Source organism: Rummeliibacillus pycnus (assembly GCF_044359855.1).
Classification (GTDB): Bacteria; Bacillota; Bacilli; order Bacillales_A; family Planococcaceae; genus Rummeliibacillus; species Rummeliibacillus pycnus_A.
On record NZ_CP132291.1, the window covers coordinates 1259313 to 1275104 of the forward strand.

Here is a 15792-nt window from a genome sequence, read left to right on the forward strand (position 1 = left end):
ATTGGCTATCGTCCTTGAATGGAGCCACCACCGCTTTTTTATAAAAATACACTTTATCTTATCATGAAAATAGAAGAAAAGCGAGAGTCGCCCTTCTTCTATCACAGTTACTTAATACTTTTTTCCACTTTATTTAAGTGTTCATCATATGTTTTTGAGAAATGGTTGATTCCTTTTTTGTCAGCTACAAAGTATAAATAATCCGTTTCAGCAGGATTAATGGTTGCTTCTAATGATTCTTTGCCGGCATTGGAAATCGGACCAGGTGGTAATCCGGTGTTTTTATAAGTGTTGTATGGATTATTCACTTCTAAATCTTTATATAAAACACGAGATTTATGTTCACCTAGTGCATATAAAACAGTTGGGTCAGTTTGTAATGGCATTTTCTTGTCAAGTCGGTTATAGAATACACTCGCAATTGTTTCACGGTCGGTTTTTGCTGTTGCCTCACGTTCTAGTAAAGAGGCAAAAGTTAAGAATTTATGCACAGACATGTGTTTTTGTTTCAATTGTGCTGAGTATGAAGTAACGACTTCGTCAGTTTGAGCCACCATTTGTTCAGCTATTTCTTCAAGCTTTGGATTTTGTTCAAAGAATGGATAGGTTGAAGGGTATAAATATCCTTCAAGTGCATAGCGAATCTTCTTGTTATCTACAGCTTTTGTAACTGTATTGGGATATTTCTTTTTCATATCATTTATAAACGCTTTACTTGTCACTAAATCCATAAATTCTTTTTTTGAGTAATTCGTACTTTTTGCTACACGATCAGCAATTTCGTCAATTGTCAATCCTTCAGGTATTGTAATTGTAAAAACTGGTTGGCGATATACTTTACCAGTTTTCAAACTTTGGATAATTTCATCAATCGTCATAGCTTGGGTCAATTTATATGTACCCGCTTGAAATTCTGACTCGTTTTTGAATTTGGTGTAATATTTAAAAACCTTTGCATTTTTGATAATGCCTCTATTTTCTAATGTTTGAGCAATTGTATCAATTGAAGAACCGATAGGCAATTCTACTTTTATCGATTTAGTAGCATTTTCATCTACTGGCTTTAAAGCACTAGAAACGTAAAAATACATACTTATCCCCAGAATAAGTGCAAGAGCAACTATTATCCCGGATATTGTTAATGTTATTTTTCTAACGATTTTCTTTTCTGCCTGTCGTTCTTTTAATTTATTTATTTTATCTTGGTTTGTCGAGTTCGTACCCACTACATGTCCTCCTTTAAGAAGAGTATACTTCGCTTTAATTATTCTATCCAACTACGGACTCTAGCTTTTAAAGCACCCTCCGCTATCAAATAAAAAAAGCGGAATGCTAAAAACTCATTCCGCTTTGGCGACTTGTATCAATTACTCTTCGCCGAATTCAGCATCAAGAGTGTTTAATACTTCTTCAACCATATCCCATTCTTCATCTGTTTCGATTGGAACAAGTTCTCCGCCTTCACCATCTTCAGCTGGAACAACAGCAGATGCGAAAATTTCTACTTCTTCGCCTGCTTCTGCGCCTTCTTTATAATATAGAACATATGATTTTCCGAAGTCTTCAGAATCGAAAGTATAAAGTACTGCGTATACTTGTTCGTTTCCGTTTTCGTCTACAGCAACAATATGTTCGTGATCGTGTTCGTGTTCATGTGCCATTATTAGGTCACCTCTTCAAATTATTTATGTTACTTATTCTGCTTCGATATCTTCATCAAGTTCTTCAATGACTGATTCGATAAAATCCCATTCTTCTTCCGTTTCGATTGGTGATAATTCACCATCTGTGCCGTCTTCTGAAGGGATGAATGCTGAAGCAAAGATTTCTACTATTCCATCTTCGTCTTCAGAACCAATTACAGAATAAAGTACATATGATTTTCCGAACTCTTCAGAGTCAAATGTATGAAGTACTTCGCAAAGCTGTTCATTTCCTTCATCATCAACGATTGTGATGTGACGTTGTTCAAATTCTTCTTCCATTTTTTCACCTCATAATTGTTTTCGGTCCAAAAAACCTTGAAGGATCATGACCGCAGCCATTTTATCAATGACTTTTTTTCGATTTTTGCGTCGAACATCTGCTTCTATTAGCAGACGTTCCGCAGCCATCGTTGTTAATCGTTCATCCCAGAGTGTAACAGGCATAGCAAATGTGTCTTCTAGCAGCTTTGCATATGCCTTTGAAGCCTCACCCCTAGGACCAATTGTATTATTCATGTTTTTCGGGAATCCGACAACGAATTCCGTCACTCCATATTGTTGGACGAGTTCTCGAATTCGTTCAATACCAAATTCTTCGTTCTCTTCATCGATTTTCACAGTTTCAATACCTTGGGCAGTCCAACCAAGTGCGTCACTAACTGCTACTCCAACTGTTTTGGAGCCAACATCTAAACCCATTATTCTCATCATTTTGCCTCGTTATTCTTCTTGATATAGAACTTTACAAGTTCCTCTAAAATTTCGTCACGTTCAAGCTTACGAATTTTGTTACGAGCCTCCTGATGACGCGGGATATAAGCAGGATCCCCTGATAATAGGTAACCAACGATTTGGTTAATTGGATTATACCCTTTTTCTTCTAGTGCTGCATGAACATGAAGCATGGTTTCTCTTACTTCTTGTTCCATAGATTCTTCCGGGAAATTAAATTTCATCGTTTGATCAAACTTACTCATGCTCAGCACCTCACTTTAAAGTTGTTGAAATTATAAATCTGTTCATTGATAGTATACCTGATTCTTACTACCTTTTAAATAGATTTTACATAATTATACACAGAATCCAAAGCTTCTACCAATTTAGAGCCATCTTTTGCTCCAGCCATAGCCATATCAGGACGACCGCCACCTTTACCGCCGCAAAGTTCAGCTACATGTTTAACGATATTACCTGCATGATAGTTCCCACCAGCTATATCTTTTGTCACACCTGCACAAAGCATAACTTTGTCACCAGCAGTTGCGCCGAGAACGATAATACTATTATCCATTTTTACTTTCAAATCGTCCATTAATTGACGTAATTGGTTGTTGTCTTTTGCATCTACTTTTGTAGCAAGAACAGTTACTTCACCAATTTGTTGCGCTGCAGACAGAATATTAGATGCTTGAGCACCAGCTATTTTAGCAGAAAGTGAAGCATTTTCACGTTGTTGTTCTCTTAAATCATGTTGTAAACCTTCAACACGAGCAACTAAATCTTTTGGATTTGCTTTAAGTAGACTAGCTGTTTGTTCAAGAATACGTTGTTCTTCTTTTGCTGCAAGATATGCTGCTTGACCCGTAACGGCTTCGATACGACGAGTACCAGCACCAATACCACCTTCAGAAACAATTTTAAAGAAACCTATTTCAGAAGAACGTTTAACGTGAATACCACCGCAAAGTTCAATTGAGTAATCAGATACTTGAACAACTCGTACTTCATCACCATATTTTTCACCGAATAAGGCCATAGCACCCATTGCTTTTGCATCTGAGATTGACATTTCTTCGATTACTACAGGAATGTCTTCCCATACTTTTTCATTGACACTACGTTCAATTGTTTCTAGCTCTTCTTTTGTAACTGCTCCGAAGTGTGAGAAGTCAAAACGTAAACGATCTGGACCTACATATGAACCAGCTTGGTTAACATGATCACCTAGTGTATCTTTTAATGCACGTTGTAAAAGGTGAGTTGCTGTGTGGTTTTTGACTGTTAAATTACGTTCAGCGCGATCCACTTTTGCCAATACCTTATCTTCAACATTCATTTCACCAGATTCGATAGTGACTGTATGCAAAGCTTGACCATTTGGTGCTTTTTGAACATCTTTCACAAATGCTGTAAATGAATCATTTGAAATGGTACCGTGATCCGCAACTTGTCCACCCATTTCGGCATAGAATGGCGTTTCAGCTAAAATAACTAATACTTCTTCACCTTCTGAAGCTCTTTTTGCCTCTTGACCACCTACAACCATTGCAGCAACTGTTGTATGGGCTTCTAATGATTCATAGCCGACGAATGTGCTTTGCTGAGTTAAGTTAGCCAATACTTCTGATTGTACATGCATAGAATCAACATCTTGACGTGCATTACGAGCACGTTCACGTTGTGCTTCCATTTCATCATTGAATCCTTCTTCATCTACTGTCATACCAACTTCTTCAGCATATTCTTCAGTAAGCTCTACTGGGAAGCCATAAGTATCATATAAACGGAAGGCATCTCTTCCTGGAATCTCTGTTTCACCTTTTGCTTTTTGTGCTTCTACCACTTCGTTAAAAATAGCTAATCCATCATGAAGTGTTTCATGGAAACGTACTTCTTCGTTTTTAATTACACGTGCGATAAATTCTGCTTTTTCTTTTACTTCTGGGTAGAAGTCTACCATAATGTCGCCAACTGTTGGTACTAGTTCGAACATAAACGGTTTTTCGATACCAATTTGTTTTGCATAACGTACTGCACGACGCAATAAACGACGTAATACATAACCACGACCCTCATTTGAAGGAAGCGCACCATCACCGATAGCAAAGGCTACTGTTCGAATATGGTCTGCGATTACTTTAAACGGCGTGTTAATATCTTCATCACTACCGAAGATTTCACTTAATTCAATTTCGCCAGGACGTTTGTAAGTACGATTAGCAAATTCTTCGATTTTTCCGATGATCGGCATGAATAAATCTGTATCAAAGTTAGTAGGGACATCTTGTACTACTGAAGCCATACGTTCTAACCCCATACCTGTATCAATGTTCTGTTTTGGCAGTGGAGTATAGGTACCATCTGGATTATGGTTAAATTGAGAGAACACAAGGTTCCAAATTTCAAGATAGCGTTCGTTTTCTCCACCTGGATATAGTTCAGGATCTTTTGGATCATTGCCGTATTTTTCGCCACGATCATAGAAAATTTCAGAGTTTGGACCACTTGGACCTTCACCGATATCCCAGAAGTTACCTTCAAGACGGATTAAGCGTTCTTCAGGAATACCAATTTCATTTTTCCAAATATCGTATGCTTCTTGGTCTTCAGGATGGATTGTAATAGATAATTTTTCCCCATCAAAGTCCATCCATTTAGAATCAGTTAAAAATTCCCAAGCATAGTGGATTGCTTCTTTTTTAAAGTAATCGCCGATTGAGAAGTTCCCAAGCATTTCAAAGAATGTATGGTGACGTGCTGTTTTACCTACGTTTTCAATATCATTTGTGCGAATTGCTTTTTGAGCATTTGTAATACGTGGATTTTCAGGAATAACTGAACCATCAAAGTATTTTTTTAAAGTTGCTACACCAGAGTTAATCCAAAGTAATGACGCATCATTAATTGGAACAAGTGGCATACTTGGTTCTTGTTTATGATTTTTTTCTTCGAAGAATTCAATGAATTTACGACGAATTTCTGCAGATGTTTGCATGAATATTTCCTCCTTTAATACTATGGCTTTGTTTAACAACACTGTTGATATTTTATCCGTTTCGCTACAGGCGGACGCTTTCCGCGGGCGAACCAACGAGCCTCCTCGTTCTCTACGCTCTCTATGGGGTCTCGTTTGCCTCGCTTTCCCGCAGGAGTCGCCGCCTTTCGCCTAAGTAAGATGCATAAAAAAATCACCAATATCATTTAACAGACCAAATACAATAAAAAAACCCTCATCCACTGTAACAGGGACGAAGGTTAATTTTCGCGGTACCACCCTAATTATAATAGTTTGCACTATTATCTCTCGATTGACCTTAACGCGGTAAACGGCAGTTTTTGACTGCACTCAGGACGAGCTTTTCCAAAATGGTAAGTGAAGGTTCTCACAGCCCAGGAACCTCTTTCTGTACACTTTCCAAAAAGTACTTTTTTCCATCAACGATTTAATTATAGGGTTTCTTAATATAGTACATTTGCCGAAAACGATTTATCTCCGACTTTACTCATACTTATTTTAAAAAATGCAAGTCATTATGTCAATTCTCATTCACCATAAAGTCGTATGGGCTAATCCCTTTCATACCAATCATAGGATGAATGAAATTGACGTTTTCTACGGTTAGTTTTGCTGGCTCACCATCGTTAACTTCTACTGAAGTTTCTTGCATTAATTGTTCTTCTTCTGATTTTGAAGAAATTCCATCACTATTTTCTTCATCAACTTTTGTCGTTTCAGCTTCCGGTTGATCATTATTTAAACGATCTGAAAGACTTGTATGTCTCTGTAAATCATCTGTTCGTTGAAATCCATAAATAAAAGTATCCGGTTCTCCGCAAAGTATAAGAAAATTCTTCGCGCGCGTAATGCCTGTATAAAGTAAATTCTTTCGAAGCATTTTTGAATAACTGCGAACAATCGGCATTATAACCATAGGGAACTCGCTACCTTGTGATTTATGAATCGAACAACAGTAAGCAAGAGTTAGCTGATTTAAGTCACCTTTTTGGTAAGTCACTTCAATACCGTCAAAAGAAACGACTAGTAAATCTGTTTTTTCAACTGTTTCCTTTGCCTTAATGATAGAAATAACTTCACCCATATCTCCGTTAAAGACATTATTATTCGGCTGATTGACAAGTTGTAAAACTTTATCTCCTATACGATAAGTTGTGTCACCAAATGCAATCTCTTTAGTCTTTTCACTTGCTTTTGGATTAATAAGCTCCTGCAACATTTTGTTCATTGCATCAATACCAGCATTTCCTCGGTACATTGGTGCTAATACTTGCACATCATGAATCGAGAAGCCTTTTTTGACCGCACTTTTTACAACTTGACCAACAACATCTGCAATTTGTTCTTGCCCTGCACGGATAAAAGAACGGTCGCTCGTTTTAGCAGTTAGATCTTGAGGTATTTCACCTTGTTTCATCTGATGGGCCAATTCAATAATAGAAGATCCTTCAGATTGACGGTATACATCCTTCAACTCTACAGTTGGGATCGCTTTTGATGCGAGTAAATCTTTAAGCACTTGTCCTGGGCCTACTGGTGGCAATTGATCTTGGTCTCCTACAAATATCACTTGGCAATCATCGTTTAATGCCTTCAATAATTGATTGGCAAGCCAAGTATCTACCATTGACATTTCATCGACAATAATCAGACGGCCCGCTACTTCACGTTCCGAATCCTCTTCTTTTTCTTGACCGGTAAAGCCCAGCAAACGATGTATTGTCATTGCTGGTAATTCCGTCGATTCACTTAGTCGTTTTGCTGCACGACCTGTAGGTGCTACTAAAACAATTGGGAAGTCTTCGTCTTTAGCAGCATATTCTTTTGGATTAAGAGATAGCCCATGTAATTCTGCGTATACATCAACAATTCCTCGAACAACTGTTGTTTTACCAGTACCAGGACCACCTGTTAAAATCATAACAGCTGAATTAATCGCTGTTTCGATTGCTTCAATTTGCGTTTCAGCATATGAAACACCAAAACGTTCCTCAGCATCACCTATTCTTTTACGGATTTCGGATGACGGGAACGCAGAATGTTCTTCGTTTTTTTGTGCAAGTTCAGTGATTTTAGTTGCAATACCTATTTCTGAATAGTAGAGAGAAGGCATATAAATTCTTGTCTCTTCTCCACACACTTTGCCGTCTTCACCTAGCTCAATAATACATCTGGAAATATCATCATAATCAATAGTGCATAGTTGACTGGATTCTAATAGTTTTTTCGCTTGCGGGATAATTTCTTTTGCATCTAAAAATACATGCCCTTCTGATAATGCGGCAACATTTAAAAGATGCAAGATAGATGCTTTTATACGATCTGAGTGATTACCTGTTATATGTAATCTTGCCCCTAGCTCATCTGCACGTTGGAAGCCAATACCTTCAATATCTTCAATTAAACGGTACGGATTCTTCTGTAATATTTGGAGTGTTTCGCCTTCATATGTTTGATAGATTCGAACTGCAATTTGAGCACCAAATCCCCACTCATTTAGTTGAATCATAATGCGATCAAGTCCGAGGTTTTGTTCGAGCACAGAGCGAAGGGTTTGCTTTTTGTCTTCTGTTAATCGTGGAATTTCATCTAAAGCATCAGGATTTTCGATAATCACTTTAATCGCATTAGGACCTAGCTTTTTCACAATGGTCTCGGCAGTACGATGACCGATACCTGGAAATAAATCACTAGCTAAATATTGAACGACCCCAGTTTCAGTGGCTGGAATCTCTTTTTCAAAAGTATCAGCTTGAAACTGTAGGCCGTATTTTGGATGTTGCTTTAATTGACCTGTATAGCGATATAAAGCCTCTTCAGCAACTGTTGGAAAATAACCTGTAACGATGATCTCTTTTTCTTTGTAATCTGTATTCGTCTCTTGAATTTTCAATTTCACAATTGAAAATAAATTTTGAGCGTTATGAAAAATAGTGACGACAGGTCGACCGACGATAAAAAGCTGTTCGTCTGTAAATAATGATAAATTTTCAGTCAACACTGTCCCCTTCTTTCAATTAGTTATTTTTCATCGCAAGCATGTCATGGATATAAAGAGCTTGTTCAAATTCAGGTTGTAAAGTAAATGCTTGTTTTAAATGATACATCGCATCTTCAATTCGTTCAGATGAAACAGCGTAAAGTACCCCTAGATTATAATGAGCATCTGCATTGTTCCAATCCGTATCGATGACATATTGTAATTCTTTTTCTGCTGGTTCAAATAATTCTAATGTGCATAATATAATACCGTAAGCTAATCGAATTTGTAAATCTTCTGGAGCAAGTTCTGCTGCACGTTGCATGTAAGGTAAACCTAATTTTGGTTGATCTTCATGTTCAAAGCTTTTGCCAAGCATATAATAAGCATCTGCTCCTTCAATACCATTGCGAATTGAACGTTCGTATAGCTTTGCTGCTTCCATATAGCGCTCAGAATTATAATATAGATTTGCCAAACCGTAATATGCTGTTGCTGCATTTTCATCTAACGTTATTGCTTTTTGGAAAAAGCGTTCTGCACGTTCAATATCATCCATCGAAGCTAGTAGATTACCAAAATTAATATAACCTACAGGTTCTTCTGGATTTGCTTCAATGGCTTGTGTGAATGCTTTTGCAGCATCTTCATATCTTTTTTCTTGAACTGCTTTTACGCCTTCTTCGTTATAATCCACTTTGTTCACCTCTGTTACCCAACATATGTTAATTTATCGTTATTTTTAAATACTTCATCAATGGTTGCTCCACCTAGACATTCGTCTCCGTCATATAAAACGACAGATTGTCCTGGTGTAATTGCACGAGTTGGTTCGCTAAAGGTTACTAGCCATTTATCTTCACCGACAAGTTCAACTTCTACCGGTACATCCTTTTGGCGATAGCGGAATTTAGCTGTTGCATTAAATTTCTTCGGCATTTCGCGATGCGTTGTAAAACTTGTTTTCACTGCAGTTAAACTTGTAGAGAAGAGCTTATCATTGTAGAAGTTTTGGCCAACTAATAGCACGTTTCTTTCTAAGTCTTTTCCTAATACAAACCAAGGATCACCGTCTCCACCAATACCAAGCCCATGACGTTGACCGATTGTGTAATACATAAGTCCATCATGTTTGCCCATTACTTTACCATCAAAGGTTTCCATATTACCTGGTTGAGCAGGTAAGTATTGGCTTAGAAATTCTTTAAAATTACGTTCACCGATAAAGCAAATACCTGTTGAATCTTTTTTCTTAGCAGTTGCTAGGCCTGCTTCTTCTGCAATTTCACGAACTCGCGGTTTTTCTAATTCTCCGATTGGGAACATTACTTTAGATAACTGTTCTTGTGTTAGTTGGTTTAAGAAATACGTTTGGTCTTTATTTTGATCGATACCACGTAACATTCTCGTTTCACCATCACGTACCTCGACTCGTGCATAGTGACCTGTTGCCACATAATCAGCACCAAGTTTCATGGCATGTTCTAAAAATGCTTTGAATTTGATTTCTTTATTACACATAACATCTGGGTTTGGTGTACGACCTGCTTTATATTCTTCTAAAAAGTAAGTAAATACTTTATCCCAATATTGTTTTTCAAAGTTTACCGCATAGTAAGGAATACCAATTTGGTTACAAACTTTGATAACATCTTCATAATCCTCTGTAGCTGTACAAACACCAAATTCATCTGTATCATCCCAGTTTTTCATGAAGATACCGATCACGTCGTAGCCTTGTTTTTTCAGTAAATAAGCCGTTACAGAAGAATCGACTCCTCCAGACATTCCGACAACAACACGTGTTTGTGAGGGGTCTTTCGTTGCGTTCATATTGTTCACCTTTTTTCTGTTATTTCACTAAGCGTTTTACGATTTCAATTGTTTTATCTGCAGTTATTTGGATATCCTCTAATGTTAAGCCATAGCCAAAGCTAAAGCGGATAGAGTTGCGTAGCTCATCGGCGTGTTTTCCAAACATTGCAACAAGTACATGTGAAGGATCGATAGAACCAGCTGTACATGCAGAACCACTGGAAGCAGCGATTCCTGCGATATCTAAATTGACTAAGAAAGATTCAACATCCATTCCTGTAAAACTAATATTTAAAACATGTGGTAAATAGTGAGTTTCATCGCCATTTACATGATAAGAAATTTCTGCCTGATCTAATTTCTTCAAGAACGTATTGCGGAAATCAATAAATTGCTGTTGTTTTTCTGTAAAACTTGCTTGAGCAATTTTAGTAGCCTCTGCAAAACCAACAACTGCTGGTACATTTTCAGTACCTGCACGACGTTTTCGTTCTTGTTCACCACCAAAGATAATTGGTTGGATTTTCGCACTTTCGCGTTGGTAAAGGAAACCTAAACCTTTTGGCCCATTTAATTTATGTGATGACACTGAAAGTAGATCGACTTGAAGTTCATCTACATTAATTTTTTGTATGCCAAACGCTTGAACAGCATCTGTATGGAAACTTGCTTGATGGTCTTTTAATAATGCACCAATTTCTTTAATCGGTTGTAAAGTACCAACTTCATTGTTACCAAACATGACTGTTACTAAAATGGTATCATCACGAAGCGCATTTTTTAATTCATCCAGTGAAATCATTCCTTTGTCATTAACAGGAAGATAAGTCACTTCAAAACCTTCTTTTTCTAGTTGCTGACAAGTATGAAGTACTGCATGATGCTCGATTTGTGTTGTAATAATATGTCGACCTTCTGCACTTCTAGCATGTGCTGTACCTATGATTGCTAAGTTATCCGCTTCACTACCACCACCTGTAAAAATGATCTCGTGATCTTTTGCACCAATAGCACTTGATAAAACGAATCTTGCTTCGTCCAAATATTTTCGAGCATAACGACCAATGCTATGAATACTTGATGGATTACCAAATACGTCACCCATCACTTCTGCCATCTTCTCAATTACAGCTGGATGCATGGGAGAAGTTGCTGCATGGTCAAGATATATTTCTTTCATGGTAAAATCTCCTTTTAAATATAAAACATATACCCATCATCTTTTTGTTCTTCTGTGTAGCTTGCTAAATCATCAAGAGTTGTTGTTTCAAGTACATCTTTTACTGCATCACGAACACGAAGCCAAAGCTCTCGTTGTGGTGGTGCTTCTTCTTCAATACCTTCTACGGGCTGAATTGGTCCTTCTAGCACTTTTATAACGTCTGCTGAAGAAATTAAATGTGGTGGTTTTGATAACATATAGCCACCATAAGCGCCACGAACACTTTTGACAAGTCCTGAGTTTCGTAATGGTGAAACTAGTTGTTCTAAGTATGCTTCTGATAAATTATTTTCTGATGCAATTTGTCTAAGAGGAATCGGCCCTTGACCATATTCTTTAGCCAATTCAATCATAATTGTTAAGCCATAACGCCCTTTTGTTGAAATTTTCATATATACACCTCTAAAATTAGCTATTTGTCTAGCTTAAAGTATAGCATATTTCCTTTCATTCTACTCGGGAATGATTTAGTATTATTGTTACGAGTTATCGAATTTCGAGTTATTAAGCTCTGTACCAATAAGAAAGAGGTGCCCAATTTGCCAAATGAACCACTCGCATTTCGTATGCGACCACGTAACCTTGATGAAGTTGTCGGTCACCAAGAAATAATCGGTCAAAATACAACGTTATATAAAATGATAAAAAACGGTCATGTCCCATCTATGTTACTTTATGGGGAACCAGGTATCGGTAAAACATCGATTGCATTTGCCATTGCCGGTTCGTCTAAATTGACGTTTTTCGCCTTAAATGCTACGCGAGCAGGTAAAAAAGATGTAGAAGATGTTGTCAACGAAGCAAAGCTTTCTGGACAAGTAATCTTATTTTTAGATGAAATTCATCGTTTTAATAAATTACAGCAAGATACTTTACTGCCTCATGTTGAAAATGGCTCCATTATATTAATAGGTGCTACAACTGAAAATCCATTTCATGATGTAAACCCTGCGATTCGCTCACGCTGCGGAGAAATTAAACAACTTAAGAGATTGATAGATGAAGATATTAACACGCTCATCCTTCGTGCTTTAGAAGACAAAGAACGCGGACTTGGTCGATACAAAATCCTTATGACAGATGATCAACGTGCTTTAATCGTTCAAGCTTCACATGGTGATGCAAGAAAAGCACTGACACTTTTAGAATCTGTCTACTATTCCTCAGATGAAGAGAATAATGAAACGATTGTACAAGATTCTATTGTCAAAAATCTAGCAGAACGTATCGGTGTCTATGGAGATAAAAAAGGAAGTCACTTTTACAACTTGTTATCAGCCTTGCAAAAGTCCGTTCGAGGCAGCGATGTCAATGCAGCGATTTATTACTTAGCAAACTGCTTAGAAAATGGGGACTTAGTTGCTGTTAGTCGTCGGTTATTAGTGATGAGCTTTGAGGATGTAGGATTAGCTGCACCTGAAGTTGGTTCTCATGTTCTTGCAGCCGTTCAATCAGCTGAACGACTAGGGATGCCAGAAGCTCGCATCCCTTTGGCTCATGCAGTAATTGAAATGTGTCTTGCCGAAAAATCAAACTCAGCTATTTCTGCAATCGATGCTGCCACTGCTGCCATTCATGCAGGCAAAACCGGAGATATTCCCATGCATTTACGTGATGCACATTATGCGGGAGCCAAAGTTCTTGGAGTAGAAGGGTATCAATATCCACATAACACACCTATCGGTACATTCGGTGGCTGGGTTGATCAACAGTATTTGCCTGATGAACTGGAAGGGACCGAATTCTACCATCCTGTAATTGCAGGGCAGGAAAAAAGAATGGCAGGAATATACGATCATTTAAATAGTTTAAAAAATAATAAAAAAAAATAGAATATTACCAGTAAGCAAAGACTATTGGAAAGCTCGATAATTGTGAGTTTGCCTATAGTCTTTTTCTTTAAAGATCACTTCAGGTAAATTAGGTAATTGCATTTGTACAAAAGAACGGTTCGTTTCGGTTATTGGGTATAAGCATCTCTCGATAATATAAGTACTAAACCTTTTGAAACCCTGTATCCTATTTTCACTTAAAGATTATTCTTAAACGAAACCAAAAGAAAAAGACAAGTAGAATAATTTCTACTTACCTTTTTCTTTTTGATTAAATCATTAATTTTTCGGATTAATTCTAAGAAATCAGTAAACTCCTATTACGTAGTAACCTTAAGTACTGTTTTAATTTTCTGGATAACTCCACCTGAAGTATATGTTAGTACACTTCGTTTATAGAATGACAACGTAACAAAGAATGCTAACATAACAGTAATGATTAATACAATAAGTGCAATCAGAGGTTCGAATGATGATAAATCTGTTGCACCCATTCTAAGCGGCATTACCATAACAGTTGTAAATGGGATGAATGAGAATACTTTGATTAATAATGTATCAGGACTATATAAACCTGACATTAAGACATAGAAACCTGCCACTCCAATGAGCATGACTGGCATCATCGCTTGCCCTGCTTCTTCTACTTTTGATACTAGTGAACCGAATAATGCGCCCATCACCAAGAATAAGAAAATAGATAACAATAAATATGCTAGTGTATAAAAGACATAGCTCATCGATAAATTCCCCACAATATCTGTTACACGCTGCCATTTTGAACCACCATCAAGCGTTAAAAACAAAACAATTTGTACGGCTAACAATATACCAATTTGGGTTAAAGCTAATAAATATGTCCCTGTTAATTTTGCTAAAAAATGTGTTGATGGTTTGACACTTGCTAGTAATACCTCTAACACGCGAGACCCCTTCTCAGAAGCTACATCAGTTGTAATCATCGATAAAAATGAAATAACAAGTGAATAAACCAATGAGCCTACTAAAATAGAAGCACCTATTCCCGCGGCTTTTTCATCTTCACTCTTCCCGTCTTTTGTTTGCTCGTTTAAATTTTTCAAATTGATTGGAGTTTGAGATTCAACAATTTGAGCTGCCTGTTCTGCAGATAAATTTAATTGTTGAACTGAATAGATTTTCCCAGCATATTGAATTAAGGATGATAGCTTTGTCTGATCATTAAATTCAAGAGGTTTATATGTAGCAATCTCCGCTCCTAATTTACCATTCGTTTCTTTTAGGACAACTACTGCATCTAGTTTTTCATCTTTTACTTTTTGTTCTATCTTTTTCTGGTTATCTGTAGGAAATGAAAACTTCATATCACTATCTGATTGGAATACCTCTTTAAAATCTTGTTTTGTGTCATTAATCAAAGCAATCTTTAATGGCTCATCAGAAAATAACGCTGCTTTAATATCAGACCAAAACATTACTACACTAATAATTGCTACATAAAGAACAATTGAAAATATAAACGATTTTGCTTTAATCTTCTGCCTATAGAGTTGTGTTGCTAAGATCCAGAATTTAGACATGTTCGCCACCTACCAAATCTTTGAAGATTTCATCTAGTGATAAATAATCCATACTGAATTTTTCCATGTACTTTCCTTTTCCAAGTATCTTATGAAGCTGTTCGCCATAAGATTCATTTTCTAATAATAAGGTGTACCCATCCTTCGTTATCTTAACGCTTTTTACACCTGGTAATTCGCTTAATTGTGATTCGTTTAATTCAGTCCGGATGCTTAATTTTATTTTTCCATATTGTTCCTTCAAATCTATCAAACTACCTGTAAACAGAGAGACACCTCTTTTTAATATACAAAGATGATCACATAGTTCCTCTACATTATCCATTTGATGACTTGAAAATAATATCGTTGTTCCTTTTTCTCGTAAATACAAAATTGCCTGCATTAATAATTCTCGATTGACAGGATCAAGACCACTGAATGGTTCATCTAATATTAGAAATTCTGGTTGATGAATAAAACTTGCAATTAATTGAACTTTTTGTTGATTCCCTTTTGATAGTGTTTCCGCCTTTGATTTCCGCTTATCTTCCAAATCAAATCGTTTAATCCAATAGTCAACTTCATTTTTTAAATCTTTTTTCGTCCATCCTCGAAGAACTCCAAAGAAATACAATTGATCTTCAACTGTCATGGTAGGAAAAATCCCTCTCTCCTCAGGTAAATAACCAAGCACATCTCTGTTTACATTATGCATGGACTCACCATTCCAAGAAATATCCCCTTCTGTTGATTCCTGCAAATCAAGAATCATTCGGAATGTTGTCGTTTTACCAGCTCCGTTTTGGCCGATAAGACCAAATATTTCACCTTTTTCAATCGTAAAAGATAGCTGATTGACTGCTGTGAAATCATGATACCTTTTTGTTACTTGATCAATCACTAATGCCATAACTCTACTCCTTTTATGCAAAATTTCTGAACACAATACATATACGTTTT

At 36.8% G+C, this 15792-nt stretch carries 14 protein-coding genes and 1 other annotated feature; of the genes, 1 reads left to right on the forward strand and 13 read right to left on the reverse strand.

Going from position 1 to position 15792, the window contains the following annotated elements; translation table 11 throughout:
• Positions 1–107: 107 nt before the first annotated feature.
• From mltG to cymR, 11 genes are all read right to left on the reverse strand, one after another.
• Positions 108–1226 carry an endolytic transglycosylase MltG gene (gene mltG, locus Q8X41_RS06310; RefSeq protein WP_397539403.1) on the reverse strand — a complete coding sequence of 373 codons (1119 nt, stop codon included), beginning with the start codon at positions 1224–1226 and terminating at the stop codon, positions 108–110.
• Positions 1227–1367: 141 nt separating this feature from the next.
• On the reverse strand, positions 1368–1661 hold the full coding sequence (locus Q8X41_RS06315) for a DUF1292 domain-containing protein (RefSeq protein ID WP_397539404.1): 294 nt from the start codon (positions 1659–1661) through the stop codon (positions 1368–1370).
• Between the two features lie 33 nt (positions 1662–1694).
• On the reverse strand, positions 1695–1985 hold the full coding sequence (locus Q8X41_RS06320) for a DUF1292 domain-containing protein (protein ID WP_397539405.1): 291 nt from the start codon (positions 1983–1985) through the stop codon (positions 1695–1697).
• Between the two features lie 9 nt (positions 1986–1994).
• Complete coding sequence (gene ruvX / locus Q8X41_RS06325) at positions 1995–2414, reverse strand: Holliday junction resolvase RuvX (RefSeq protein WP_397539406.1); 420 nt, start codon at positions 2412–2414, stop codon at positions 1995–1997.
• Positions 2414–2683: an IreB family regulatory phosphoprotein gene (locus tag Q8X41_RS06330; protein WP_102691244.1), complete on the reverse strand. Its 270-nt coding sequence runs from the start codon at positions 2681–2683 to the stop codon at positions 2414–2416. Before Q8X41_RS06330 ends, ruvX begins: the two co-directional genes overlap by 1 nt.
• Before the next feature lie 74 nt (positions 2684–2757).
• The gene (gene alaS, locus Q8X41_RS06335) at positions 2758–5421 is read right to left on the reverse strand and encodes an alanine--tRNA ligase (RefSeq protein WP_397539407.1); all 2664 of its coding nucleotides are present in this window, start codon (positions 5419–5421) and stop codon (positions 2758–2760) included.
• Between the two features lie 246 nt (positions 5422–5667).
• Positions 5668–5874 (reverse strand) — a binding site (T-box leader).
• A gap of 88 nt (positions 5875–5962) precedes the next feature.
• Positions 5963–8440: an ATP-dependent RecD-like DNA helicase gene (locus Q8X41_RS06340; protein WP_397539408.1), complete on the reverse strand. Its 2478-nt coding sequence runs from the start codon at positions 8438–8440 to the stop codon at positions 5963–5965.
• Positions 8441–8459: 19 nt separating this feature from the next.
• Positions 8460–9119 (reverse strand): tetratricopeptide repeat protein, encoded by a 660-nt coding sequence (locus Q8X41_RS06345; RefSeq protein WP_397539409.1) that lies wholly within the window; start codon positions 9117–9119, stop codon positions 8460–8462.
• A 14-nt stretch (positions 9120–9133) separates the two neighbouring features.
• Positions 9134–10255 carry a tRNA 2-thiouridine(34) synthase MnmA gene (gene mnmA, locus Q8X41_RS06350; RefSeq protein ID WP_397539410.1) on the reverse strand — a complete coding sequence of 374 codons (1122 nt, stop codon included), beginning with the start codon at positions 10253–10255 and terminating at the stop codon, positions 9134–9136.
• 19 nt (positions 10256–10274) lie between these two features.
• A complete protein-coding gene (locus Q8X41_RS06355) occupies positions 10275–11417 on the reverse strand; it encodes a cysteine desulfurase family protein (protein ID WP_397539411.1) in 1143 nt (380 codons plus the stop codon).
• Between the two features lie 14 nt (positions 11418–11431).
• On the reverse strand, positions 11432–11851 hold the full coding sequence (gene cymR / locus Q8X41_RS06360) for a cysteine metabolism transcriptional regulator CymR (protein ID WP_397539412.1): 420 nt from the start codon (positions 11849–11851) through the stop codon (positions 11432–11434).
• 147 nt (positions 11852–11998) lie between these two features.
• Here cymR and Q8X41_RS06365 point away from each other — a divergent pair, with 147 nt between their 5' ends.
• A complete protein-coding gene (locus Q8X41_RS06365; protein WP_397539413.1) occupies positions 11999–13291 on the forward strand; it encodes a replication-associated recombination protein A in 1293 nt (430 codons plus the stop codon).
• A gap of 320 nt (positions 13292–13611) precedes the next feature.
• Here the strand turns inward: Q8X41_RS06365 and Q8X41_RS06370 are convergent, their stop codons facing one another.
• Together Q8X41_RS06370 and Q8X41_RS06375 are read right to left on the reverse strand one after the other, a co-directional pair.
• The gene (locus Q8X41_RS06370) at positions 13612–14850 is read right to left on the reverse strand and encodes an ABC transporter permease (protein WP_397539414.1); all 1239 of its coding nucleotides are present in this window, start codon (positions 14848–14850) and stop codon (positions 13612–13614) included.
• On the reverse strand, positions 14843–15742 hold the full coding sequence (locus Q8X41_RS06375; RefSeq protein ID WP_397539416.1) for an ABC transporter ATP-binding protein: 900 nt from the start codon (positions 15740–15742) through the stop codon (positions 14843–14845). The genes Q8X41_RS06370 and Q8X41_RS06375 overlap by 8 nt, the downstream gene beginning before the upstream one ends.
• Positions 15743–15792 lie beyond the last annotated feature (50 nt).